General features: G+C 70.2%; 18 protein-coding genes. 8 read left to right on the forward strand and 10 right to left on the reverse strand.

Going from position 1 to position 23,920, the window contains the following annotated elements:
• Positions 1-29: 29 nt before the first annotated feature.
• The 4 genes from manB to PV410_RS26225 all read right to left on the reverse strand — a co-directional run bounded on the left by manB (position 30) and on the right by PV410_RS26225 (position 5,609).
• Entirely contained in the window at positions 30-1,130 is a 1,101-nt protein-coding gene (gene manB / locus PV410_RS26210) for a mannose-1-phosphate guanylyltransferase (protein ID WP_500328082.1), read from the reverse strand.
• A 16-nt stretch (positions 1,131-1,146) separates the two neighbouring features.
• On the reverse strand, positions 1,147-2,385 hold the full coding sequence (locus tag PV410_RS26215; RefSeq protein ID WP_500328084.1) for a glycoside hydrolase family 113: 1,239 nt from the start codon (positions 2,383-2,385) through the stop codon (positions 1,147-1,149).
• A gap of 20 nt (positions 2,386-2,405) precedes the next feature.
• A complete protein-coding gene (locus PV410_RS26220; protein WP_500328085.1) occupies positions 2,406-3,917 on the reverse strand; it encodes a glycosyltransferase family 2 protein in 1,512 nt (503 codons plus the stop codon).
• A gap of 351 nt (positions 3,918-4,268) precedes the next feature.
• Positions 4,269-5,609, reverse strand: a complete 1,341-nt coding sequence (locus tag PV410_RS26225) for a glycoside hydrolase family 26 protein (RefSeq protein ID WP_500328087.1) — start codon at positions 5,607-5,609, stop codon at positions 4,269-4,271.
• A gap of 702 nt (positions 5,610-6,311) precedes the next feature.
• Between PV410_RS26225 and PV410_RS26230 the strand changes: the two genes are divergently transcribed.
• From PV410_RS26230 to PV410_RS26265, 8 genes are all read left to right on the forward strand, one after another.
• Positions 6,312-7,409, forward strand: a complete 1,098-nt coding sequence (locus tag PV410_RS26230) for a LamG domain-containing protein (RefSeq protein WP_500328088.1) — start codon at positions 6,312-6,314, stop codon at positions 7,407-7,409.
• Between the two features lie 351 nt (positions 7,410-7,760).
• Positions 7,761-8,348, forward strand: coding sequence for a hypothetical protein (locus PV410_RS26235; protein ID WP_500328089.1), 588 nt, complete (start codon positions 7,761-7,763; stop codon positions 8,346-8,348).
• A 6-nt stretch (positions 8,349-8,354) separates the two neighbouring features.
• Positions 8,355-9,464, forward strand: a complete 1,110-nt coding sequence (locus PV410_RS26240; protein WP_500328091.1) for a glycosyltransferase family 4 protein — start codon at positions 8,355-8,357, stop codon at positions 9,462-9,464.
• Entirely contained in the window at positions 9,461-12,016 is a 2,556-nt protein-coding gene (locus tag PV410_RS26245) for a DUF2206 domain-containing protein (protein WP_500328092.1), read from the forward strand. The genes PV410_RS26240 and PV410_RS26245 overlap by 4 nt, the downstream gene beginning before the upstream one ends.
• On the forward strand, positions 12,013-13,152 hold the full coding sequence (locus PV410_RS26250; protein WP_500328094.1) for a glycosyltransferase family 4 protein: 1,140 nt from the start codon (positions 12,013-12,015) through the stop codon (positions 13,150-13,152). Before PV410_RS26245 ends, PV410_RS26250 begins: the two co-directional genes overlap by 4 nt.
• Positions 13,145-14,470 (forward strand): lipopolysaccharide biosynthesis protein, encoded by a 1,326-nt coding sequence (locus tag PV410_RS26255; RefSeq protein ID WP_500328095.1) that lies wholly within the window; start codon positions 13,145-13,147, stop codon positions 14,468-14,470. Before PV410_RS26250 ends, PV410_RS26255 begins: the two co-directional genes overlap by 8 nt.
• Entirely contained in the window at positions 14,467-15,756 is a 1,290-nt protein-coding gene (locus PV410_RS26260) for a polysaccharide pyruvyl transferase family protein (protein WP_500328096.1), read from the forward strand. The genes PV410_RS26255 and PV410_RS26260 overlap by 4 nt, the downstream gene beginning before the upstream one ends.
• Positions 15,753-16,922, forward strand: coding sequence for a glycosyltransferase family 4 protein (locus PV410_RS26265; RefSeq protein ID WP_500328098.1), 1,170 nt, complete (start codon positions 15,753-15,755; stop codon positions 16,920-16,922). Before PV410_RS26260 ends, PV410_RS26265 begins: the two co-directional genes overlap by 4 nt.
• Before the next feature lie 22 nt (positions 16,923-16,944).
• On the opposite strand, the gene PV410_RS26270 is transcribed toward PV410_RS26265, so the two are convergent.
• The 6 genes from PV410_RS26270 to PV410_RS26295 all read right to left on the reverse strand — a co-directional run bounded on the left by PV410_RS26270 (position 16,945) and on the right by PV410_RS26295 (position 23,739).
• Positions 16,945-18,159 carry a cellulase family glycosylhydrolase gene (locus PV410_RS26270; RefSeq protein ID WP_500328099.1) on the reverse strand — a complete coding sequence of 405 codons (1,215 nt, stop codon included), beginning with the start codon at positions 18,157-18,159 and terminating at the stop codon, positions 16,945-16,947.
• Positions 18,160-18,213: 54 nt separating this feature from the next.
• The gene (locus tag PV410_RS26275) at positions 18,214-19,047 is read right to left on the reverse strand and encodes a glycosyltransferase family 2 protein (RefSeq protein WP_500328100.1); all 834 of its coding nucleotides are present in this window, start codon (positions 19,045-19,047) and stop codon (positions 18,214-18,216) included.
• 369 nt (positions 19,048-19,416) lie between these two features.
• Positions 19,417-20,538: a GuaB3 family IMP dehydrogenase-related protein gene (locus PV410_RS26280; RefSeq protein WP_499513468.1), complete on the reverse strand. Its 1,122-nt coding sequence runs from the start codon at positions 20,536-20,538 to the stop codon at positions 19,417-19,419.
• A gap of 109 nt (positions 20,539-20,647) precedes the next feature.
• On the reverse strand, positions 20,648-22,150 hold the full coding sequence (guaB, locus tag PV410_RS26285) for an IMP dehydrogenase (protein WP_500328102.1): 1,503 nt from the start codon (positions 22,148-22,150) through the stop codon (positions 20,648-20,650).
• 100 nt (positions 22,151-22,250) lie between these two features.
• Positions 22,251-22,865 (reverse strand): sigma-70 family RNA polymerase sigma factor, encoded by a 615-nt coding sequence (locus PV410_RS26290; RefSeq protein ID WP_499513466.1) that lies wholly within the window; start codon positions 22,863-22,865, stop codon positions 22,251-22,253.
• A gap of 262 nt (positions 22,866-23,127) precedes the next feature.
• Positions 23,128-23,739 (reverse strand): response regulator transcription factor, encoded by a 612-nt coding sequence (locus PV410_RS26295; protein ID WP_003948568.1) that lies wholly within the window; start codon positions 23,737-23,739, stop codon positions 23,128-23,130.
• Positions 23,740-23,920 lie beyond the last annotated feature (181 nt).

Here is a 23,920-nt window from a genome sequence, read left to right on the forward strand (position 1 = left end):
GTTGGGCCCGCGGGGGCCGACCGGCTGCTTCAGTGGACCGTCGGGCAGGCGACAGCCGTTCCGCTGACGCGCACCCCTTGGGCGGGAATGCGGATGCCGCACGACAGCCGCAGCTGGGCGGGCAGCTCGTTCTGCGCGCCGATGTGGGCGTGGCAGCCCACGACGACCTCGTGAAGGAACGATTCGCTGCCGATCGAGGAGTCGTGGTCGACCACGGACTCGCGGATGCGGGCGCCTTCGGCCACGGTGACGTTCGCACCGAGGATGGAGCGATCGACGACCACGTGCGGACCGATCAGGGCATGCGGGCCGATCGTCGAGCCGCCCGTGACGAGGGCGGTCGGGTCGACGGAGGCCGTGGGATGGATCAGGTTGTCGGCGGGCGTCTCCACGAGGGGGGAGGGCGCCTTGCCGGTGACCAGGTCGGCCGAGCCGTGGACGAAGGCCAGCGGCGTACCGAGGTCGCGCCAGTAGTCATCCGTGGTGTGGCCGAACACGCGCCGTCCCTGCGCGACGAGCTGCGGGAAGGTCTCCTGCTCGACCGAGACCTCGCGGCCGGCGGGGATGGTGTCCAGCACGGACCGGCCGAAGACATAGCAGCCGGCGTTGATCTGGTCGGTGACGCACTCCTCGGCCGTCTTGGGCTTCTCGAGGAAGGACAGCACCCGGCCGTCCTCGTCGGTGGGGACGAGGCCGAAGGCGCGCGGGTCGGCGACCCGGGTGAGGTACAGGGTGACGTCCGCGTCCTTTTCCTCGTGCCGCGCCAGGATGGCGCGCAGGTCCACGCCGGACAGGATGTCGCCGTTGAGGATGAGGACCGGTGCGTCGGCGGGGCCGCCGCGCAGCAGGCGCGCGGCGTTGCGGATGGCCCCGCCGGTGCCGAGCGGGACGTCCTCGACGGCGTAGGAGATCCGCAGATCCCGGGAGAAGTCCTTGAACTCCTCCTCGAAGAGGCTGGCGAGGTACGAGGTGGCGAACACCACGTGCTCGACCCCCGCGTCCATCAGCTTGGCGATCTGGTGCCGGATGAAGGACGAGCCCGCCACATTGAGCAGCGGCTTCGGGGTGTGGTTCGTCAGCGGGCGCAGGCGGGTTCCCTTGCCGCCCACCAGGATGATGGCTTCTTGCATGATTGCCTCCGCTCGGTCAGCTGGTGGGGGTGGTACCGGGTCCCGCGTAGTCAGAGGTGAAGCAGGACTTGATGGCCTTCTCCGAGAGGGGGCGCCCGGCGAAGTCGAGCCGGGAGGCGACCTTGTCGTCGGGCTTGGTGTTCGGGTCGTCGTCGAACCAGAGCGACCACCAGTAGATGCCTTGCATCTTGCGCTCCTGCACCACCTGGCAGACGGCGTCGTACCAATGCGCCTGCACCTGCGGGTTGACGGCCCGCTTGACGTAGAAGTCACCGGGGGCGTGGTAGGCGCCGTCCATGGCGCCGATGCCGGTCTCGGAGACGAGGATGTTCGGCAGCGGACCGGTGGCCTTCTTGTCCAGCCAGTCGTTCCAGCCCTCGACCAGGTCCTGGACCGGAGCGGTGTCCGGCACCTTGATGGGGAAGTAGGCGTCGACGCCGAGGTGGTTGACCGGCATGTTGATCCGGCCGGAGACGTAGTTGTCCCAGTTGGCGTCGTAGGCGACCTCCCCGGAGAAGTCCTTCTCGGCGTAGGTGACCAGGCTGTCCCAGCCGGTGTCGCCTTCGAGGGAGTTCAGCTCGGTACCGATCACGAAGGTGTCCGCCTTCGTGTCGTCGGCGACCTTGAGGTACGGGGTGAGGAACTGCTTGTACGAGGCGAACCAGGCGGACCGCGAGTCGGGCTCGATGTTTCCGCGCCAGCCGTTCGACTGCTCCAGGGTGCCTTCGTCCAGGATCGGGCGGATCGTGGTGCGGAACCCGGCGTCCTTGAAGACCTTCAGCACGCGCTCGAGACGTTCCGGGGACGGGGTCTTGGCACCGGCCGAGAGCTTGTTGGACGTGGAGTTCTCGATGAAGAACGGGAACGAGACCGACACCGAGTTCGCGCCCAGGCCGATGAGGTACTTCGCCTGCTTGCCGGCCTGCGCCTCGATGAACGTGTCGGATCGTTTCCGCTTCTCCTCCTCCCAGTAGAGCTGTACGCCCCACTGGGCCATGCCCTTCTTCCAGGGCTTGGCGACCTGGAGGGCCTCGGCGGGGGAAGACGGGGAATCGGACGGCGAGGACGCCGACGGTGTGTCGGTGACGTCGCCCTTCGGAGTGGCGGAGTCCCCGGCGTCGCCAACGACGATCTTGGGTATCGCCGAGCCCGACACCCAGCGGACCGGGTGGTCGCCGAGGACGAAGGGGGTGCCCAGCACGATGCTGAGGACGCTCACCGGAAAGACGGCGAGCAGGGGAAGGCGCGAGCGCATGTCAGTTGTCTTCCGGGCGGTCAGGCGGGCTTGGCGATGACGACGAACTTGTTCTCTTCGCGCCGGACGAACCTCAGGAAGCCCTTGAAGCCGCCGAGTCCCTCCATCACGGAGAAGACGGGGATGAGAGCGACCACGACGATCGGCTCCCACCACTTGCGCCGGCCGCTGGCCGACGCGACCGCGTTCAGCCGCAGACCCTCCCAGTAGGTCCAGATGACGTAGGCGAAGTTGAGGGCCCACAGGATGACCACGGACTGGGTCACGGGCGAGGTGTTCATGTCGTTGATGAGCCAGCCGAACAGCAGCACGGCGCCGATGTGCTGGAGCGGACCGAGGATCCAGGTCGCCACACAGATGGCGAGAAACCACCGGTAGCGGAGCGGGATCGTCCGGTTGAAGCACAGGGCGACCAGACCCCAGGCCCACCGGTCGCGCTGCTTCACGAAATCCTTGGCGGTGGCGGGAGAAGCGCCGTAGCAACGGCCGTTGAACCAGTCGCTGCGTCCCGGATAACGACGGCAGAACGAGAGGGCGAGTTGTGCGTCCTCGACAATTGCCTTCGGCCCGAAGTCCCAGCCGATCGTCGCCTCGATCGAAGCCCGGAGAACGAGGAGTTCGCCGTGCACGCCGGCCACCGGGGTTCCCATTCCGGTGAGCGCCCGGAATCGCGCGATGTCGTCCGCGGGGCGCACGGCGTCGGCGAGCCAGGTGAACATGTTGACCGCGCTTTCGCGCGGGTAGGTGAGAATCCCCTGGGCCATGTGCTTGGCCTCTTCGGGCGAGGCGCGCCGCTGGCGGTTGATGAACTGCGCGAGCGCCGCCGCGGTGTCGGGGCCGACCCCGGTGTCATCGTCCATGTGCAGCACCCACACGTCGTCGAGCGCCTCGCCCTCGGCGATGCGCAGCTCGTGCGCGTAGTGGTTGGCGCGTGCCTTGAAGCGGGTGCCGTTGGCCGTGGCGTACGCCTTGGGCACCGTGACGACACGGATCAGCGGGTGGACGGTGGCCAGCCGGTCGATGTCCGCCGCGGCCTCGCAGCCTTCCTCGGTGAGGACGTCCACGCGCATGTACGGGAACCATTCCGGCAGGTGCTCGACATACGAGAGCACGGAGCGCTCGAGCGCCGGATAGGTGTCGTGGCGTCCGATGGTCGGCACCAGCACGATGAGGAAGTCCTGCTCGACAGGGGCCGGCGGCACCATGTTGACGCTGCGCTTGATCCTGCGGCGGATCAGCCACGCGCCCTGGATACCCACCAGCACACCCACGACGGGCAGCGACCAGACGATGCTCAGCGCCCAGCTGAGCGGGGTCCGGCTGGGCGAGTACGACCACAGACCGAAAGCCAGCAGCAGCGTGAAGGGAATCAGGAACGGCAGCATCCCCGGCTTCCAAGCGGCGGTGCGTTGTGCCAACTTGGCGTTGTGCCGCGAGTGCGGCACAACCCCATCGACCTGTGTGACGGCCATGGCGACTGTTGAACTCCCCTGCAGATGACAATGCGTTGAGCCAGCGAGAATCCCGGTCATGGCACGGCTGGGCCTACCACGACAACGTCCTGTCCCGGGCCCCTACCCCTCAACGACTTTCGGACGTTTTGGCCAGTGGCGCTCAGATGCCCCCCAGGCGCCTAAACCACTGACCGAACAGGAGCACGATCCTCGCACGCTTGCGCCATACAAGGGAATCCCATGGAGAACTTGTGTTCAAAAGTTAACCGTACGGTACACGTGTTACTCCAGAGGCCAGGCGCTGACCTGGACTTTTAGATCTCCGGTGATCAACTTCGCCGGGCCGTGAGAACCTTCACACCGCGTCCGTACAACCCTTTTACGGTTGCGGCTGCGCGGCTCGTCGCGCAGGAGCGCGAGTGCGTTCGATCAGCGATCAGGCGGCTTGTGCAGTGATCCCCAGTCGAAACGTCCGCCTTGTGTCGAAGTGCCGCCGGTAAGGACGGCTGGCGCATAGTAGGTCCGCCGCACATCCGATGGCGAGTTGTGGTCCGTCAGTCCGCTTCCCCATACGTTCCAGATCACCCATGGCGCCGCCGTGAGCGTGGCGGGCTGCGCGGCGGAGAGCGGGACGTGGAAGGACTCCGCCATCATGCGCGGCTTGTCGTAGTGCGCCAACCCCCGGTACCAGATCTGAGTCCACGGCTCCCCCCGGAACGGCCGCTCCGGCGTGTCGCTGTAGTCGTCGACTCCCACCACGTCGACGTATTCACCGCCCGGGTAGTACGCCCAGGGATCGGTGCCGTGCTTCCCCTCCCACGGACTGGGCGACCAGACGAAGATCAGGTTGTGCAGGCGTCTGGTGCCGACGAGGTAGTCGTACATCGTCTGCCACAGTTTCCGGTACAACTCGGGGCGCTGGCCGGCCCACCAGAACCCGCCGGAGCAGCCGCTCGCGTTCATCTCGTGGTACGGCCGCAGCAGCACCGGTACATCACGAGCGGCGAGGTAGGCCAGGTGGTCGGCGAGGAAGGACAGGTCGACCAGCAGATCGTGCTGCTCGGCCGTGCCGGGCGTCACCACCCGGGCGAACCACTTCGGGTCGTGCGCCGCGGGTGAGTTACGGCACAGCGTGTCGGCATAGCCCTTCACCGGGCTGCCCGGATAGGGCTCGTGGAAGGACATGCCGACGATGCCGGCCGGGCGACCGCCGTTGCCCGGCAGCGTCACCGTGCGGCCGCCGGAGCAGTCCCAGTGGGAACCGGCGTCCATCCCCTCCCACACACCGACGGCCAAGTCCGTGGCGTCGTTGGTGTAGCCCCAGTACGGGCGGCAACTCGGCCACGCGGCGGAGTAGGGGCGCGGCTCACCGACACCCCAGGACGACTGTCCGTATCCGGGACCCAGGTCCACCTCCAGGAAACCCGGGAGGCGCCCGGTGATGTCGGCGGGCTTGCGGTAGTAGTAGCCGGGCTGCTTGCGCCCCGGGTAGTCGCCGTAGGTGCCGTTGTAGCGTTCGTTCTGCAGCTCGTCGTGCTGGCCGATGACGGTGCGGGTGGGCCGGCCGGCGCGGGCGTCGTTCTCCAGCCCGGCGAGCATCGCGTACACCGCACGAGCCGACGAAGACGCCTCGGGGTCCCGGGTTCGCACATCCGTCCCGATGCGCTGCGCGGCGACTGTGCCCATCTGCGCCGAGTCCGGCACGATCAGCGGCAGCAATACCCCCAGTACCGCGCCGAACAGGGCATATCGGATCCACCCTTTACACATCAGGAGAAGTCCCCCAGGCAGTGCGAGGCCGGCACCGAGGCGCCGGCCCGCTCGTTTTCCGGCCCGCCGGCGCCACTGTTCACGCTGCGGGCAGGTGCCGCGCCGTCAGCGGTGGCGCGTCGGCGACACCGCCACTTCGACGCGCTGGAACTTCTTGAGCTCGGAGCACCCGGTCGAGTCGAACACGCAGCCGAGCATCGGAAGCATATATGAGACTCCCGGCGACGCCAGATGCCCGAGGGGCACCGACTGTCCGTTATCTGCATCTTGCCTATCAGTAGAAAGAGAAACCTTTGGTTACGGAACGATTGCCTCCGGGGATGGCTCGAACTGATCGGCCCAGGCTGCACGTTCCCGGCGAGGGCGGCCGGACCGGAGAACGGCGTGACGTGTCCGACGTCACGTGAGCCGGTCCGCGGCGTCCGCGCATGACGAAGGGCCCGGACCACCAACGGCCGGCGTCGCCGTGTCCCTGGCCGACCGGACGAAGTACGCCTCGCGGCTGTGGGCCCCCGTCGTGATCGGCATCGTGGTGTTCGCCGGGCAGGGAGGTTCCCCCTGGGCGTGCACAAGGTCATCAAGAGCACCCGGACCGGAGACGGTGCTCCTCCGGCGGCTCGCCGTTCCGGGTGAGGAACCGGACCAGGAACGCTCGCGAAGTAGCTTTACGGGACACCACGGTGCTGCTCTAGCATCCGTGATGTGACTGACCCCGTGGAAAACCCGGAAGACGCGGCTGCCGCTCCTGGGCGGAGCCCCTGGAACACCCCGTCCGCTCCCGAGCCGTCCGCTCCCGAGCCGTCCGCGGCACCGGGCGGTTACGGGTACCCGCAGCACCACATACCCGAGCAGCAGCCCGGGTACCGGCAACCCGGCTTCGGGCCGGCCACCGGCTACCAGCAGCCCTCCTACTCGCCCCAGCCCGACTGGCAGGCCCTGGCCGACGCCAACGAGAACAGGCAGCGTCGCCGCCACAGACTCAGGACGGGTCTGATCGTCCTGGTGGCGTGCGTGCTCGGGGTGGGAGCGGGCGTCGTCGCACTCCACTACACGAAGGACACGGACGACGCGGCCGCCCCGTCGCCCTCCCCCAGCGCGTCGGTCTCCTCCACCGCCACGGCCGATTCGCCGACGGTCCCCGGGGAGGACAACGCCCTCGCGGACAAGTCCGGGCAGAACAACCTCATCCTCGGGCCGGACGCCGGGGTGAGCAAGGTGACCAACGGCTTCGTGGTCAGGCTCAGGAGCAACGGCAATTCCTACGCCCAGTCAGCTTCGCAACTGATCGACGTCACCAAGAGCTTCAGCATCTCGGCATGGGTCTACAACGAGGCCCCGGGCGGTTCCCGCTCCGCGATCAGCCAGGGTGACGGGGTCTCGCCCTCGTTCAGCCTGGGCCGGGAGGCCTCGGGCGCCGACCGCACGTGGGTCTTCAAGGTGCAGACCGCCGACGGCGGGGCGGACAGCACGATCCTGCAGGCCGAGGCGGCCGCGAACGTCAACACGGTCGGCCAGTGGGCTCTGCTCACCGGCACGTACGACGCCGGGAAGAAGACGATCGCGCTCTACGTGGACGGGAATCCGGCCGATTCCACGAAGGTCCCCGGGATCTGGGCCGGAAAGGGTCCGCTGCAACTCGGCCGCGTCCGTACGCACGGGGTGTGGGGAGGTTACTGGGCCGGCGTCCTCGGTCACGTCATGGTCTGGGACAAGGCACTGACACCGGACCAGGTGGCGGGCCTCAAGAAGGGTGGGGCGGGCGGGGACGCCAAGCCCATCGCCTCCTGGCTTGTCGGCTGACGAGCGCTTTTGCCCGTTCGCCATCACGAGTTGGTCACACCATCGACAGTGGTTCGCGGTATTCGACTAGAGTCGCATCCGTTCCGCACTTCATTGACTGCCGGGTGAGCGGCGAGCTTCGTTGGCCGGAGTTCCCCGTCATCGCCACCAAGCGTCGGCGATCCTTCCCATGCACCGAGATGCCTTGCGGAGAAACTCATACGGGCTTGCCGCCCCGACGAGCGCCCGGGGGGGATGACACATGAGAAGCCTGTCCGGAGTCATCCCTGCGTACGGTGAGGTGTCCCCCCTGCCCGGTGGCACGGCCCCGGCGGCCGAGGGCCGGGAGACCGCAGAGCGGTGCGGAACGCCATGACCGAGCCGACCGACGAGCCCGACGACCACGCTCCGGAACCGGACCCCGAAGCGGATCAGCCGTCACCCCGCCAGGCACCTGTGGACCAGCAGGACCCTGAGACACGCCGTCCCCCGGCCTCGCCGCGACGCAGGATCGCCGGTGCGGCGGTGGCCGTGGTGGTCGCCGTCGCTCTGGGAGCCGGGCTCTGGTCGGTGCCGTCGGTGCGCACGGTGCTGCTGGAGTCCTTCACCCGGCAGCCGGCCCCGTTCACCGAGATCTACTTCACGGCTGCGCCCCGCTTCGACGGCAGCACGCTGATCGTCCCCGTCGCCGTGAACGCCCACGGCACGGGCCCGGCACCGCTGCGCCTGAAGCTGACGCTGGAATCGGCCAAGGGCAAGGTCGTGGCCACCAGGACGGTCGGGCTGAAACCCAAGGACGGCAAAGCCGTGCCCGTCGTCACGCGCTTCACCAAGACCACGGGCACGACGCTCGTACGGGTGGCCCTCGTCGGCCACGAGCAGACATTGCACTACAACTTCGTGACGCCGAAGGCCGTGACCGGGCCGCTCGGTACGCCGCCCCCTGACGTACGAGACTGAAGCCTGATGCGACGCACCATTCTGCAGATCACCCCGTACTACCCGCCCCATCTGGGCGGGCTCGAACGCGTGGTGGAGCACCTCGCCATCCAGCTCGGGCAGCGCCACGACGTGCGGGTCGTCACCACCGCCCTCGGTGCCGACGGCGGACCGCGCCGCTACGGCGCCGGCCGGGTCACCATACGGCGGCACCGCGCGGTCGAGGTCGCGCACACCGCGGTCGCACCGGGCCTGCCCGTCTCGCTGGCGGTGCGCGCGCCGCGCGACGCCGTGCTGCACGTGCACTGTGCGCACGCGTTGATGCCCGAGCTCGTCGCCGTCATCGCCCGCGTGCGCGGACAGCGCTTCATCCTCCACTTCCACCTCGACGTCGAAGCCTCCGGGCGCTTGGGCGGGCTGCTGCCCGCCTACAAGAAGCACGTCTTCGGACGGTCGATGCGTGCCGCCGCCGGGGTGATCGTGCTGACCGAGGAGCAGGGCGCCTTCGTCCGCGAGACGTACGGCGTCCGGGCGGACAGGGTGTTCGTCGTCCCCAACGGCGTGGGGGCCGGCTACTTCATGCCGGTGCGGGAGACGGCGCAACGTCCCCTGCGGTTGCTGTTCGTCGGCCGACTGAGCTCGCAGAAGAACGTGGCGCGGCTGCTGGAGGCGACGGCCCTGCTGCGGGAGCCGGTGCAGCTGCGGATCGTCGGCGACGGCGAGCTGCGGGAGAAGCTGGAGGCGCACGCGGCCGAACTGGGGCTGCGGAACGTCGAGTTCTCGGGCGGGCTCCTCGGCGAGCACCTGGTGCGGGCGTACGCGGACGCCGACGTCTTCGTGCTGCCCTCGGACCGGGAGGGCATGCCGCTGGTCGCGCTGGAGGCGATGGCCGCCGCCCTGCCGGTCGTCGCGACCGACGTCCCCGGCACCGCCGAACTGCTCAAGGGCGTCGGGCTGCTGGCCGCTCCCGAACCGGCGGCGCTCGCCGCCGCCATCGACTCGGTGGCCGCCGACCCCGGTCTGCGCCTGCGGCTCGCCCGCAGGAGTGCCGCGACGGCCCCCGACTACTCCTGGGAGGCCGTGGCAGCCCGGGTCGAGCAGGTCTACGCCCACGTCTACCCAGAGGCCGGCGTATGACGGCCCGTGGCACGGGAAGCAGCGGTCGGCGCACGGCCTCCCGCCCGTCGTGGGCCGTCGAGGCGGACGACGCGGATCTGGAACCGGAGCCGGAGCGGGAGCGGGAGCGGGAGCGGGAGCCGGAGCCGGCCGAGAGCGACGTCTCGTCGGCCGGGTCCGGGCACGAACGGAAGCGGCAGGGCCGGGGTCCGCGCCGTGACGCGGCGTCGGCGGGCGATGCCCAGGCCGCCGGCCTGCGGCTCGCGGACCTCGTACGGGGGCGCCTCGGGGTGCTGCTCGCCATCGCGGTGGCCTGTGTCGTGGAGATGCTGCCCGGCGTACCCGGGGTGCTGCTGACGGTGGCCGGCCTGTGGCTGCTGTTCGGGGCGCCCGTCGCGGTGTGGCGCGGCGTCGCCTCCCGGGTGGTGTCCACCAGGGACGGCAGCTTCCTGCTCGCCGTCGGCATGGCGGTCGTCACGGATCTCGTGATCGCCCTCGCCGTGAACACGGTGCTGCCACTGGCCGGGGTGGAACGCCCGCTGACCAGGGTGTCCCTGGCCGGGGCCACGGCGCTCACGCTCATCGTGATCGGCGCGTTCGTGCCGGAGGAGGAACGGGCCGACAAGAGCAGGTCCTGGCTCCGCGACGGACTGCCCCCGGGCGCGATCCCCGTGGGTGCGTTCGCCGGCGTCGCCCTGGTGCTGTCGGTCGCAGGGCCCATCAGGCTGAACAACGGCTACGGCGGGGCGGTCAGCACGGCTGCGATGCCGGCCGTCATCGCGCTGCTGGTCCTGCTGATGGTCCGCCGCCGGCGCTACCCGGTCACCGTCCTCGAGACCGGCCTGTTCCTCGGCGCGACCGCGCTGCTCATGCTGAACTCGTTGCGCGGCTGGTCCATCACCGGACACGACATCCAGCGCGAGTACGAGTACTACCGGCTGACGCTCGGCGGATCGCTCTGGGACGTCTCCAAGTACCCCGACGCCTACAACGCCTGCCTGAGCATCACGCTGCTGCCCGTGAGCGTGTTCCGGCTCACCGCGATCCCCGACGTCTACATCTTCAAGATCGTGCTGCCGCTGCTGTTCGCGCTCACTCCGGTGCTCGTCCACCGCTCGGTCCGCAACGTCGCACCGCATCTGGTGTCGCTGTTGTCGGCCGTCTTCTTCATGCTCTTCCCCACCTTCCTGTCCGACATGACCTTCCTGGGCCGCCAGGAGGTCGCGTTCGTCCTGCTCGGTTGCGGCATGGTCGTGCTCACCGACTCCGGGCGGCCCCTGCGCGTGCGGCAGATCGCCTTCGTGGTGCTGTTGGCCGGCATCACGCTCTCGCACTACTCGACGATCTACGTCGTGATCGTCGTCCTCGGGGTCGCCCTCGTCGCCGACGTGATCTGGCGCACGGTGGACCGCTACAGGTCCAGGCGCGCGCGCCAGCGCAAATACCGCCCTACCGAGGCCGCGCCCTTCCTGACCTGGTGGATCGTGGCGGGGGCAGCGGTCATGGCACTGGCCTGGGCGGGCCCGGTCACGCACACGAGCGGGCAGCTGCGGAGCACGCTGAGCGCGGTCGTGCAGGAGATCAAGAACCCGGGGCACGCGCGCGTCGGTTCGTCCGACACCTCGTACAGCCTCTTCGGCGGCGGGCCCTCGCTGACGGCCGAGCAGCGGCTGGGCGACTACCGCGAGGAGACCGTGCGGGAGACGACCGCCGACCGGGCGAAGGGGACGTACCTGCCCCTCGAGACGGTGGACGCCTACGCGACCCCTGTCGTGCCCAAGCAGAACATGGCCCCCACCGCCGCGGGGCGGGTGCTGGAAGGCATCGGCCTGAAGGCGACCACGGTCAACTCCCTGCTGCGCCAGTTCACCGCCGGCATGATGCAGCTCCTGCTGATCATCGGCCTCATCGTCATCGACGTCGGGCGACGCGGGGCCTTCCGCCCACGGCGCGAGCAGACCACGCTGGCCATCGGCGCCATCGCCCTCCTCGGGGTCCTCACGGTCGTGCCCCAGCTCTCCGTCGACTACGGCGTGCTCCGCGCCTTCCAGCAGGGCCTGTTCTTCTTCGCGCCCTTCATCGCGGCGGGCATGCTCTCCGCCCTGCGCTGGACCGGGCGCCGTCGGACCGTGACGGTGTACGCGCTGGTGGTGGCCCTCTTCCTGGACCTCACCGGCGTGGTGCCCAAGCTGCTGGGCGGCTATCCGCCGCAGTTGCAGCTCAGCAACGCCGGCCAGTACTACGACGTGTACTACCCGAGCGCCGAGGAGCGCATGGCCGCCTACTGGCTGTCGCAGCGCTTCGCGGCCGAGGGCAAACCGTCCCTGGTGCAGACGGACCGCTTCACCTTCAACCGGCAGCAGACCATCCTGACCGGACCCGTCGTGGGCGACGTCTTCCCGACCAAGCTGCGCACCGACTCCTACGTCCTGCTGGGCACTTCGACCGTGCGCACCGGACGCATGACGTTCTCCTACCGGGGCGACCTGGTCACCTTCCGCTACCCCACGGGCCTCCTCGACACGACCAAGAACGAGATCTACAGCAGCGAGGGAGCGAGGATCTACCGATGAGGGTCCTCCTGGTCAGCCACTACTACCCGCCGCACGTCGGCGGCATCGAGAACGTCGTCCGGATGGAGGCCGTGCACCTCGCCGCGCGCGGTGCCGACGTCACAGTGCTCACCAGCGGCACGCGCAGCGCGATCAGCCAGGAGGACGGCGTACGCGTCGTCCGTGTCGCGGCGTGGAACGGTGCGGAGCGGGCCGGCGTGCCCTTCCCCGTCCTGTCGCCCAGGCTGCTGACGGCCGCACTCCGCTGGGCCCGCCGGGCCGATGTGGTCCATGTGCACGACTGCCTGTACCTGACCTCGTGGACGGCCGGACTCGCCTCCGTGCTCACCCGCACCCCGCACCTGGTCACCCAGCACGTCGCCCTGGTCGAACACCCGTCCGCGTTGGTGCGCGGGGTGCAGCGGGCCGTGTACGCCGTCGCCGGACGCGGCCTGCTGCGGCGGGCCCGTACGGTGATCACCCTCAACGCCTCGGTCGCGGACTTCGTACTCCGCCACGGCGCCCGTCCCGCCCGGGCCCGCCACCTCGCGAACGGCGTGGACACCGCCCTCTTCCGGCCGGCCGCCTCGGTCGAGGAGCGGGCGCTGGCCCGCAAGCGCTTCGGGCTGCCCGAAGACCGGCCGCTGGTGCTCTTCGTGGGGCGCCTGGTGCCGAAGAAGGGCTACGACCTGCTGCTGTCCGGCCACGACCCCTCCGCCGGCTACGACCTGGTGTTCGCCGGGGACGGCGGCTCCGCCGCCCTGGCGGGCCGGCCGGGCGTGCACCACCTGGGCGGGCTGCCCCCGCAGGAACTGGCCGAGGCGTACCGGGCCTGCGACGTCTTCGCGCTGCCGTCGACCGCGGAGGGCTTCCCCCTCACCGTCCAGGAGGCCATGGCCTCCGGCCTGCCCGTCGTCACCACCGACGACCCCGGCTACGCGCCCTACGGTCTGGACCGGTCGCGCGTCACACTGCTGGACCGGGACGCCGAGGAGATCCGTTCCGCGTTGTCCGCGCTCGCCGGGGACGAGCGGCGGCGCGAGCGCATGGGCCGGTACTCGCGCGAGCTCGCGACGACGGCCTTCGCCTGGGAGGAGCACGTGAGCGCGCTGTCCGAGTGCTACCGCGAGGCGGCGGGAGCGACCACCCATGGCTAGGAACGGCAAGCGCGCCCTGTCGCAGGACCAGGTGTACCGCAACTCCTTCTTCCTGATGGCGTCCACGGTGACCACGGCCGGACTGGGCTTCGTCTTCTGGGTCGTGGTGGCCCGCTTCTACACCCCCGAACAGGTCGGACTCGCCACATCGCTCATATCGGCGACCTCTCTGATCTCCTATCTGAGCCTGTTCGGACTGAACAGCACGCTGATCCGCTTCCCGGCGCCGGCCGCCTCCCGCAACGGACAGCTCACCCAGTCCCTCGTGCTGGTCGGCGCGGTCTCGTCCGTGATCGCCGCCGTCTACCTGCTCGGCCTGCCGGTCTACGCGCAGAAGCTGGTCTTCGTCCGCGACCACGCGTCGGCGGCCGCCGCGTTCGTGATCTTCTGCATCTGCGCGGCGGTCAGCCAGCTGACCTTCTCGGTCTTCGTCAGCGCCCGCATGGCCCATCAGAACGCGCTGGTCTACGGCCTGCTCCAGGGGCTGGTCAAGCTGGCCCTGCCGGTCGCCTTCGCCGCCTACGGCTCGGTCGGCATCCTCGGTGCCAACGGCGGCGGCTACGTGGCGACGGCGCTGGTCTCGCTGATCCTGATGCGCCGCCGGCTCGGCTTCCGGTTCCACCTGCGCGCCCGCGGCACCCGGATGCTGGAGCAGTTCCGCTTCTCCCTCGCGAGCTACGTCTCCAGCCTGCTCAACCTCGCGCCGCTGCTGGTCCTCCCGTTGATCGTCCTGGGGCAGTTGGGCGCGGCGGCGGCGGGCTACTACTTCATCGCCTTCCAGATCGCCAACCTGCTCAACTCCGTGTCGTTCTCCGTCGGTGAGGCGGTGTTCGCCGAGGTCTCGTACGATCCCTCGCGCTTCTCCGTACTGCTCCGCCGGTCCGCCGGCATCATCGCCGCGGTGCAGGTGCCCTCGGTCCTCGTCGTCGCCTTGGGCAGCGGACTCCTCCTGCGGATGTTCGGAGGTCCCTACGCGGACCGCGCGCAGACGCTGCTCACCGTGCTGGCCTGCGGAGCCCTCGCCGTCGCACTGAACACGTGGGCCAGCTTCGCCCTCAAGCTCGCCCGGAAGATGACGCAACTGGTCCTCAGCAACGTCGTCTACGCCGTGGTCACCATCGGTCTGGCCGCGCTGTGGGCGCCTCGCGGACTGGTGTGGCTCGGCTGGGCCTGGGGCGTGGGCAACCTCGCCAGCGGTCTCTACGCCGCCGTCGCCCTGTTCGGCAAGCGCGCGGCCGTGCCGCAGCTGCGGGCTTCGGAACCGGGCATCCCCATGGAAGAACCCGACATGAGCCCAGTCGAGGGGTACCACCGGTGAGAATCGTCGTCATCAACGCGTACGTGCGGGAGAACGCGGGGGACGCCGCCCTGCTGTCGGTCTGCCTCCGCCATGTCAAGGAGGCCTTCCCGGGCGCCACGCTCGCCATCGCGGGCATGGAGGACGCCGCTGCCCACCCCTCGTTCGAGGGGGTGGACAACCTCGGCTCGATCCGTCGCCACGTCGCCGACGGCGGGGTGTCCCGGTCCCGGCGCCTGCTGCGCAAGCTGCTGGTGGCTCTTGTGGGCACGGCGGCCCTGCTGCTGCCACGGGCCGTCGCCAATGTGCTGCTGAGGCTGCTCCCCGCGGAAGCGCGCCGGGAAGCCGACGCCGTGTCCGAGGCGGACATGGTGGTGTCCATGGGCGGCGGGTACCTCCTCGCACGGCCCGGGCTGGACGGATACCAGAACGTGTTCTTCGTCCTGCTGCCCGCGCTGCTGGCGCAGAAGGCGGGGGTGCCCGTGGTCTTCGCGCCCCAGTCCTTCGGCCCGTTCCCCGGCAAGCCGCAGCGCCTGCTGGTCGGCCGCGTACTGCGCCGCGCGGCGCTGGTGCTCGCTCGCGAGGACGTGAGCGTCGGTCTGCTCGAGGAGTGCGGCGTGTCCGCGCGGCAGGTGCAGCGTGCCATCGACTCCGGCTTCGCCTTCGCGCCCGAGGTCACCTCCAACTGGCGCGGCAGGCTCCAGGTCGGGGCCCAGGAGCCGCTGGTGGGTCTCACCGCGCGTCGTTGGCTCGCTCCGGCCGCCCAGGAGCTCTACGAGCGGGCGCTCGCCCGGACGATCGACGCGCTCCAGTCGGACGGGGCCCGCGTGGTGCTCATCCCCCAGGTGACCACGGACTACCTCGGCGACGACGACCGCATCGTCGAACGTCGTATAGCGGACTACTGCGCGACCGCGCCGCTGCGGATCGAGGAGCGCGTCGACTACCGCGACCTCAAGGGTCTGTACGGCGAGTGCTCCCTGCTCATCGGGACCCGCTTCCACTCGGTGATCTTCTCGCTCACCAGTGGTGTCCCGTGCGTCGCGATCGAGTACGAGCACAAGACACGGGGCATCATGGCCGACCTCGGCCTCGGTGAGTGGGTCGTGCCGATCGCCGAGGTCACCTACCCGGCCCTGTGGGCCCTGGTGGACAAGCTCCGCGCGAACCCCGAGGCGTACCGTGCGGTGCTCCAGCAGCGGCTGCCCGCGTACATCGCCCGGGCGGAGGAGTTCCCCGCCCTGCTCCGCGCCGCCGCGGACACGGGCACCCGTCAGGGAACCGAGCGGGCGGCCAAGGTCGCGTGACGGTACGCACGGACCGGCTCGGGGAGCACGGTCGCCGGACCCGCACGGTGGCGGTGGTCGCACCGTATTACCCGCCCAAGGTCGGCGGCGTGGAGAACTACGCGGCCCGGATCGCCCGCGCGGTCGCCGAGGCCCCCGGGCTGCGTCCGGTCGTCATCACGACACGGCTCTCCGGACTCCGCACCACCGTCGACGTCGAGGAGGGCGTGCAGGTCATCCGGCTCGGCGCCTGGCTGAAGCTGTCCAACACCCCGCTCAGCCCCCTGTGGCCGCTGCAACTACGCCGCTGGCTGCGCCGGACCGGGGCCGAGGTGGTGAACGCCCACGCCCCGGTCCCCGGATTGGCCGACCTGGCGGTGGCGGTCTCCGGGAAGCGGCCGGCCGTCCTCACCTACCACGCGGGCTCGATGCACAAGGGCGAGCCCGGCAGTGGTGCGGCGGACCGGCTCATCGGCCTGTACGAACGCCGCGTGCTGCCGCGGGTGTTCCGGCGGGCGCGGACGCTGGTGGCGGTGTCGCCGGTCTCGCTGGCCGCCGGGCACCCGCACGCGGTCGAGATCACCCCCGGCGTCGACGTCGAGCGGTTCACCCCCGGGCGGCCCGCCGCGGAACGTCCCCGCACGGTCGTATACGTCGGCCGCATGGACCGCTCGTCGGCCTGGAAGGGCGTCGACGTCCTGGTGAGGGCGTTCGCCGGGCTGGCGGCAGAGGTGCCCGATGCGCGGCTGCGCCTGGTCGGCGGCGGCGACGCGGTGCCGGACCATCTGCGGCTCGCGGCGGAACTCGGCATCGCGGAACGGGTGGAGGCGGCCGGCGAACTGACCGGGGACGCCCTGGTCGACGCGGTGCGGACGGCCGCCCTCGCGGTACTGCCGTCGCGCACCGAGGCGGAGTCCTTCGGCATGGTGCTGGTCGAGGCGATGGCCTGTGGCACCCCGGTGGTGGGCGCCGCCGTGGGGGGCATCCCGCACGTCGTGACGGACGGCGAGACCGGGCTCCTGGTCCCGCCCGGCGATCCCGGCGCGCTGGCCGCCGCGTGCCGCAGGGTGCTGACCGACGCCGCGCTCGCCGACCGGCTGGGCGCGCGGGGCCGGCAGGAGGCGGAACGACGTTTCGCCTGGGACGGCCTGATGGAGCGCTACATCAGGCTGTTCCTGGCGCTGTAGCGACGGCCGGCCCGCGGGGCCGCTACTTCTTCTTGCGCTCGTAGGCGGCTATCGCGGCCTTGAGCGCCTCGAAGGCCGGCTTCTTCGTGCCGTCGTAGCTGCGCATCCCGTAGTACAGCGACCGTGACTTCTTCTCCTCGGGACGTGCCTGGTCCTGGTCGGTGTACCAGAACATCGCCTCGACGTACGGGTTCGCCACCGCGGCCGGGATCGTGTCGGTGGCGATCTCGGCCTGGCGGGCCTGCGTGACGTGCGTGGTCCCCGGCGGGACCACCTTGCCGTCCGACACCTCACCGGGCCCGCTGGTCGGTGCTCCCGTCTCGGTGAGCCAGATGGGCATGTCGGGGGTGCCGTACTTGTCCAGGATCCCCACCAGGTTCTCCCGGAAGTTGCTGATCCGCTCGAAGGCGGTCCCGGTGCCGGGTGTCGCGCTGGGCAGGGTGGGATAGTTGAACGGGTGGTAGCCGACGGCGTCCACGTACTTATTGCCGCCGAGCTTGCAGACGGCGGTCAGGAAGTCCGTCTGGGAGAGCCTGTGGCGCGCGGGCTCGGTCTTGGCCACCGCGAGGCCGCCCATGATGACGTACGCCTTGGGGTCCGCGGCCCGCAGTGCCTGGCTCGTCGCCCGGAGGAGGATGGTGTAGCCCTTCGGGTCGGCGGCGGGCTTCCAGAAGCCGATGTTCTCCTCGTTCCACACCTCCCAGGTGTGGATCCCCATCGCGGAGTACCGCTCGGCGGCCAGCTTGGCGAAGCTGGCGAAGATCTCGGGGTCGGCCGGTGCGCAGCTCTGGCCGGACGTACAGCCCGCCACACGCGCCCACTTCGGGGTGTAGGCGAGCACAGGGAGCACCTTCAGACCGCGGGCCTTGGCGGCCTTGGCGACCCGGTCGAAGCGGTGCCACGAGTAGGTGTAGGGCGAATCCGGCTGGATGTTGTTCCACGACAGGTCCATCCGGACCCAGGTGACGCCGACTGCGACCGCGTCGTCCAGACCCCGTGCGAGGTCCGCGTCCGACTTCCACGTCAGGGTGTCGCCGTACGAGATGCCCATCTTCACCTCGCGCACGCCGCCGGCCTCCGCCTCGGAAGGCGACGACGACGGCTTGCCGGTGACGGGCGGCGAGGCCGCTGGGCTCTTCGACGGCATGGACGCGGCGACGATGGTCGCGACCGCGGACACCACGAACGCCACGAGGGCGACGAGCAGGCGCTGCCGTCGACTGGGATCCTTCACCATGCGCACAGCGTAGGCCAATCATTCATCAGGTCCTCCCGCCCCAGGACGTACCCGTCAGGCGGTGTAGTGCTCGCTCGGCACTCGTTCCCACTCCGCGTCACCCACCTGGGGCGACTGCGCCTGCCGCTGCGCGGACATCAACGGCGCCGGTTCGGGCCGCGTGGAGCGGTCGTACCACTGGGCCCTGGTGTCGGTGCGCAGGGCGTTGTCCCGCAGCCGGTGGCGGAACAGCTGCGCCAGGTTGGCCACGCCGTCGGACAGCGCGTTGAGCTTCACCTGGCCACCGCGGGGCCGGTACTCGATGGGCACCTCCATGCAGCGGAAGCCCTCCCGCACGGCGGCGTTCTTGATCTCCTGCGAGAAGCCCATACCGTCGGAAGTGACCTTGAGGGTCTCCCAGATGTAGCGGCGGAACACCCACATGCCGCTCTGGGAGTCACGGATCCCGCTCTTGAAGAGCACGCGGCTGAGGAGGCTGAGGGCGTGGTTCGCGACGGTGTGGGAGGGCTTCATCGCCGCACGGTTCTCCGGGCCGAGCCGGTTGGTGTTGAGGAACTCGACCTGGTGCTCGTCGACGATCCTCAGCAGCCGGGGCAGGTCGTCGAAGGGGTAGGTGCAGTCGGCGTCACCGGTGGCGATCACGTTGCCGTACGCCGCGGCGATCCCTGCCTTGTAGGCGTTGCCGTAGCCGCGCAACGGCTGGTGGACGACCCGGGCTCCGTAGGACGCGGCTATCTCGGCGGTGCCGTCCGTGGAGCCGTTGTCCGCTATCACCACCTCGACGCCCCAGCCCTCCGCGGCGAGTTCTTCGAGCGGGATCGTCCCGAAGACGTGCGGCAGGTTCTCGGCCTCGTTCAAGGCGGGAATGACGATGGACAGAGTGGACACGGCAGGCTCCCCCAGCTGGCAGTGTGCGCAGAGGCCAAGTCAAGACCCGGCTTCCGTGCTCTCCCACCCCCCAGCCGGACCGTCCGATGGCATCGAACACTGTAGACGACGGTTAGCACAGCAGAACCACGGATACGCGATCGTAACCGAAAATCACATGCTCATCCACGGCGCTTAACCTTCCGGTTGTCGCCCGTCCCTCGTAAGTCCCTTGCCCACAGCGACATGTGACGGTCCGCCGGCGACCGATCCGGAACCGGCTCGGCCGAACACCCCCTCCTCCGCGCGGCATCCGCCGGTCACCAACGGAACGCACCGGGGCCCGTACCGCCGGGCGGCGGTACGGGCCCCTGGAGCCTGGAACGGCGGTCAGCGGTGGTGCGTCGGCGACACGGTGACCTCGACCCGCTGGAACTCCTTCAGTTCGGAGTAGCCGGTCGTGGCCATCGCGCGGCGCAGCGCGCCGAAGAAGTTCATGGAGCCGTCGGGCGCGTGCGAGGGGCCGAGCAGGATCTGCTCGGTCGTGCCGGCGGTGCCCAGGTTCATGCGCTTGCCGCGCGGCAGTTCCTCGTGCGTGGCCTCCATGCCCCAGTGGAAGCCGCGGCCGGGTGCGTCGGTGGCGCGGGCCAGCGGGGAGCCCATCATCACCGAGTCGGCGCCGCAGGCGATCGCCTTGGGCAGGTCGCCGCTGGAGCCGAAGCCCCCGTCGGCGATGACGTGCACGTAGCGGCCGCCGGACTCGTCCATGTAGTCGCGACGGGCCGCGGCCACGTCGGCGACCGCGGTCGCCATCGGCACCTGGATGCCGAGGACGTTGCGGGTGGTGTGGGCGGCGCCGCCGCCGAAGCCGACGAGGACGCCCGCGGCACCGGTGCGCATCAGGTGCAGCGCCGCGGTGTAGGTGGCGCAGCCGCCGACGATGACCGGGACGTCGAGCTCGTAGATGAACTGCTTCAGGTTGAGCGGCTCGTGGGAGCCCGACACGTGCTCGGCGGAGACCGTCGTGCCGCGGATGACGAAGATGTCCACGCCGGCGTCGACCACGGCCTTGGAGAACTGCGCGGTGCGCTGCGGCGAGAGCGCGGCCGCCGTGACCACACCGGCGTCGCGCACCTCCTTGATGCGCTGGCCGATCAGCTCCTCCTTGATCGGCGCCGCGTAGATCTCCTGCAGGCGCCGGGTGACGGAGGCGTCGTCCAGCTCGGCGATCTCGGCGAGCAGCGGCTCGGGGTCCTCGTAGCGGGTCCACAAACCCTCGAGGTTGAGCACGCCCAGGCCGCCGAGGTTGCCGATGCGGATCGCGGTCTCCGGGGAGACCACGGAGTCCATCGGTGCCGCCAGGAAGGGCAGCTCGAAGCGGTAGGCGTCGATCTGCCACGCGATCGAGACCTCCTTGGGGTCCCGCGTACGGCGGCTCGGGACGACGGCGATGTCGTCGAATGCGTATGCCCTGCGGCCGCGCTTGCCCCGCCCGATCTCGATCTCAGTCACTGTCGCTATGCCTTTCCTTCGTGGCCTGCCCGTCCAGTATCCCAGGCAGGGCAGCCGGAAGCCCGCGGCCGTGCGGCGCCGCGGGCTCCGGGTGATCCGCTCGTACCGGTCAGCGGGTGTGGTAGTTCGGCGCCTCGGTGGTCATCTGGATGTCGTGCGGGTGGCTCTCCTTGAGCCCGGCCGCGGTGATCCGCACGAAGCGGCCCTTCTCCTTGAGCTCGGGGATGGTGTGGGAGCCGACGTAGCCCATGGAGGAGCGCAGGCCGCCGATGAGCTGGTGGGCCACGGCGGAGAGCGGGCCGCGGTAGGGCACCTGGCCCTCGATGCCCTCGGGGACGAGCTTGTCCTCGGAGAGGATGTTGTCCTGGAAGTAGCGGTCCTTGGAGTACGACTTGGCCTGCCCGCGCGACTGCATCGCCCCGAGCGAGCCCATGCCGCGGTAGGACTTGAACTGCTTGCCGTTGATGAAGAGCAGCTCGCCCGGCGACTCCTCGCAGCCCGCGAGGAGGCTGCCCAGCATGACGGTGTCCGCGCCGGCCGCGATGGCCTTGGCGATGTCGCCGGAGTACTGCAGGCCACCGTCGCCGATCAGCGGGACACCGGCCGGGCCGGCCGCGAGGGAGGCCTCGTAGATCGCCGTCACCTGGGGCGCGCCGACACCGGCGACCACCCGGGTGGTGCAGATCGAGCCGGGGCCGACACCGACCTTGATGCCGTCGGCGCCCGCGTCGATCAGCGCCTGGGCGCCGTCGCGGGTGGCGACGTTGCCGGCCACCACGTCGATCTTGATGTTGGCCTTGACCTTGGCGACCATGTCGAGGATGCCGCGGCTGTGGCCGTGCGCGCTGTCGATGACCAGGAAGTCGGCACCGGCCTCGACCAGCCGCTGGGCGCGGAGGAAGGCCTCGTCGCCGACGCCCACCGCGGCGCCGACCAGCAGGCGGCCCTCGGCGTCCTTGGCGGCGTTGGGGTACTTCTCGGCCTTCACGAAGTCCTTGACCGTGATCAGGCCCTTGAGGCGGCCCTCGTCGTCGACGAGCGGCAGCTTCTCGATCTTGTGCTTGCGCAGCAGGTCCATCGCCTCGACGCCGGAGATGCCGACCTTGCCGGTGACCAGCGGCATCGGCGTCATGACCTCGCGGACCTGCCGGGAGCGGTCGCTCTCGAAGGCCATGTCGCGGTTGGTCACGATGCCCAGCAGCTTGCCGGAGGCGTCGGTGACGGGGACGCCGCTGATGCGGAACTTGCCGCACAGCGCGTCGGCCTCGGCGAGGGTGGCGTCGGGGTGGACGGTGATCGGGTCGGTCACCATGCCGGACTCGGACCGCTTCACCAGGTCGACCTGGTTGACCTGGTCCTCGATGGACAGGTTGCGGTGGAGCACGCCCACGCCGCCCTGGCGGGCCATCGCGATGGCCATCCGCGCCTCGGTGACCTTGTCCATCGCCGCCGACAGCAGCGGGATGTTCACGCTGACGTTCCGGGAGACCTTCGAGCGGGTGTCGACCTGGTTCGGCACGACGTCCGACGCACCTGGGAGCAGCAGCACATCGTCGTAGGTGAGTCCGAGCAGCCCGAACTTCTCGGCTACTCCGTCGGCGTTCAGTGTCATGACACCTTCCCCATGGTCTTGCCCGGCGAGATGTTCAATGCTAATGGCTCCCGCGCGAAACCAATTCCGCCCCTGGTGTGGGGGCCGGGGGCGGGGTGCGCTAGGCGCTCAGACCGGGAGCACCCGCGGCGGCTTCCTCCGCCAGCGCCCGCAGCCGGGACAGCGCGCGGTGCTGCGCCACCCGGACGGCGCCCGGCGACATGCCGAGCACCTGACCGGTCTCCTCCGCCGTGAGGCCCACGGCGACGCGGAGCAGCACCAGCTCCCGCTGGTGCTCCGGGAGGTTGGCGAGCAGCTTCTTCGCCCACTCCGCGTCGCTGCTGAGCAGCGCCCGCTCCTCGGGCCCGAGCGAGTCGTCCGGCTGCTCGGGCATCTCGTCGGAGGGCACGGCCGTCGAGCCCGGACCGCGCATGGCGGCCCGCTGGAGGTCCGCGACCTTGTGCGCGGCGATGCCGAAGACGAAGGCCTCGAAGGGCCGGCCCTGGTCCCGGTAGCGGGGCAGGGCGCACAGCACCGCGAGGCAGACCTCTTGCGCGAGGTCGTCCACGAAGTGGCGCGCGCCACCCGGCAGCCGCGACAGCCTCGTACGGCAGTAGCGCTCGGCGAGCGGGTGCACATGGGCGAGCAGATCGTGCGTCGCCTGCTCGTCGCCGTCCACGGCTCGACGTACGAGTGCCCCTATGGCTGTCTCATTGCCGGTGGCCTCGTCGCGCATCCGTCCATAGTGCATCGCCGCGGGCCGCTCCGTGGGCTCACACCCGTGGTTGTGCTCCGAAGCGTTATGCGGCGCGCCGTGCGGAGCGTTCCGAGGGACCGCACCGGCCGTAGTCATGTCATGCACCCGCCGCCCCGCCCGACCGTGTCCCCGAGAGTCCATGCCTCAAGCATGCGCCCTCGGCGCGGAAACCGGTACGAGCGGGGCAGCCGCACAGCTGCCCCACAGCTCATCGGCCCCTCCAGCCCTCGAAGCCGCTGCCTCAGCGCACCAGGCCCCAGCGGAAGCCGAGCGCCACCGCATGGGCCCGGTCCGAGGCGCCGAGCTTCTTGAACAGGCGTCGTGCGTGCGTCTTGACGGTGTCCTCGGAGAGGAAGAGCTCGCGGCCGATCTCGGCGTTGGAGCGGCCGTGGCTCATGCCCTCCAGCACCTGGATCTCGCGGGCGGTCAGGGTCGGGGCGGCGCCCATCTCGGCCGAGCGCAGCCGGCGCGGGGCGAGCCGCCAGGTCGGGTCGGCCAGCGCCTGCGTGACCGTGGCCCGCAACTCGGCGCGCGAGGCGTCCTTGTGCAGGTACCCGCGGGCACCTGCGGCGACCGCGAGGGCCACCCCGTCCAGGTCCTCGGCGACCGTGAGCATGATGATGCGGGCGCCGGGGTCGGCGGACAGCAGCCGCCGTACGGTCTCGACACCGCCGAGGCCGGGCATCCGGACGTCCATGAGAATGAGGTCCGAGCGGTCGGCGCCCCAGCGGCGGAGGACTTCCTCGCCGTTGGCCGCGGTCGTCACACGCTCCACGCCGGGCACGGTCGCTACCGCGCGGCGCAGGGCCTCTCGGGCAAGCGGGGAGTCGTCGCAGACGAGAACGGAAGTCATGACCGTCCTCCGCAGCTGATCCGCGTCACGTTGAGCCTCCAGGCTGTACGAATCGTTCACCGGTGGGGATGACGGCCTCGGGCGCCTGCCCGATTAGTTCGACCGCCAACCACTTCCGCACCTTCAACGACCCTCACTCGAAAGAGTTACGGAGTTTGGCGGCCGACTCCCGCACTCTCCG

This window comes from Streptomyces sp. PA03-5A, assembly GCF_033792725.1.
Lineage (GTDB): Bacteria > Actinomycetota > Actinomycetes > Streptomycetales > Streptomycetaceae > Actinacidiphila.

What these genes read in the sequence shown, in the direction of transcription:
- manB (WP_500328082.1), bottom strand. Translation starts at nt 1,130, where the DNA reads ATGCAAGAAGCCATCATCCTGGTGGGCGGCAAGGGAACCCGCCTGCGC.
- PV410_RS26215 (WP_500328084.1), bottom strand. Translation starts at nt 2,385, where the DNA reads ATGCGCTCGCGCCTTCCCCTGCTCGCCGTCTTTCCGGTGAGCGTCCTC.
- PV410_RS26220 (WP_500328085.1), bottom strand. Translation starts at nt 3,917, where the DNA reads ATGACCGGGATTCTCGCTGGCTCAACGCATTGTCATCTGCAGGGGAGT.
- PV410_RS26225 (WP_500328087.1), bottom strand. Translation starts at nt 5,609, where the DNA reads ATGTGTAAAGGGTGGATCCGATATGCCCTGTTCGGCGCGGTACTGGGG.
- PV410_RS26235 (WP_500328089.1), top strand. Translation starts at nt 7,761, where the DNA reads ATGACCGAGCCGACCGACGAGCCCGACGACCACGCTCCGGAACCGGAC.
- PV410_RS26240 (WP_500328091.1), top strand. Translation starts at nt 8,355, where the DNA reads ATGCGACGCACCATTCTGCAGATCACCCCGTACTACCCGCCCCATCTG.
- PV410_RS26245 (WP_500328092.1), top strand. Translation starts at nt 9,461, where the DNA reads ATGACGGCCCGTGGCACGGGAAGCAGCGGTCGGCGCACGGCCTCCCGC.
- PV410_RS26250 (WP_500328094.1), top strand. Translation starts at nt 12,013, where the DNA reads ATGAGGGTCCTCCTGGTCAGCCACTACTACCCGCCGCACGTCGGCGGC.
- PV410_RS26255 (WP_500328095.1), top strand. Translation starts at nt 13,145, where the DNA reads ATGGCTAGGAACGGCAAGCGCGCCCTGTCGCAGGACCAGGTGTACCGC.
- PV410_RS26270 (WP_500328099.1), bottom strand. Translation starts at nt 18,159, where the DNA reads ATGGTGAAGGATCCCAGTCGACGGCAGCGCCTGCTCGTCGCCCTCGTG.
- guaB (WP_500328102.1), bottom strand. Translation starts at nt 22,150, where the DNA reads ATGACACTGAACGCCGACGGAGTAGCCGAGAAGTTCGGGCTGCTCGGA.
- PV410_RS26290 (WP_499513466.1), bottom strand. Translation starts at nt 22,865, where the DNA reads ATGCGCGACGAGGCCACCGGCAATGAGACAGCCATAGGGGCACTCGTA.
- PV410_RS26295 (WP_003948568.1), bottom strand. Translation starts at nt 23,739, where the DNA reads ATGACTTCCGTTCTCGTCTGCGACGACTCCCCGCTTGCCCGAGAGGCC.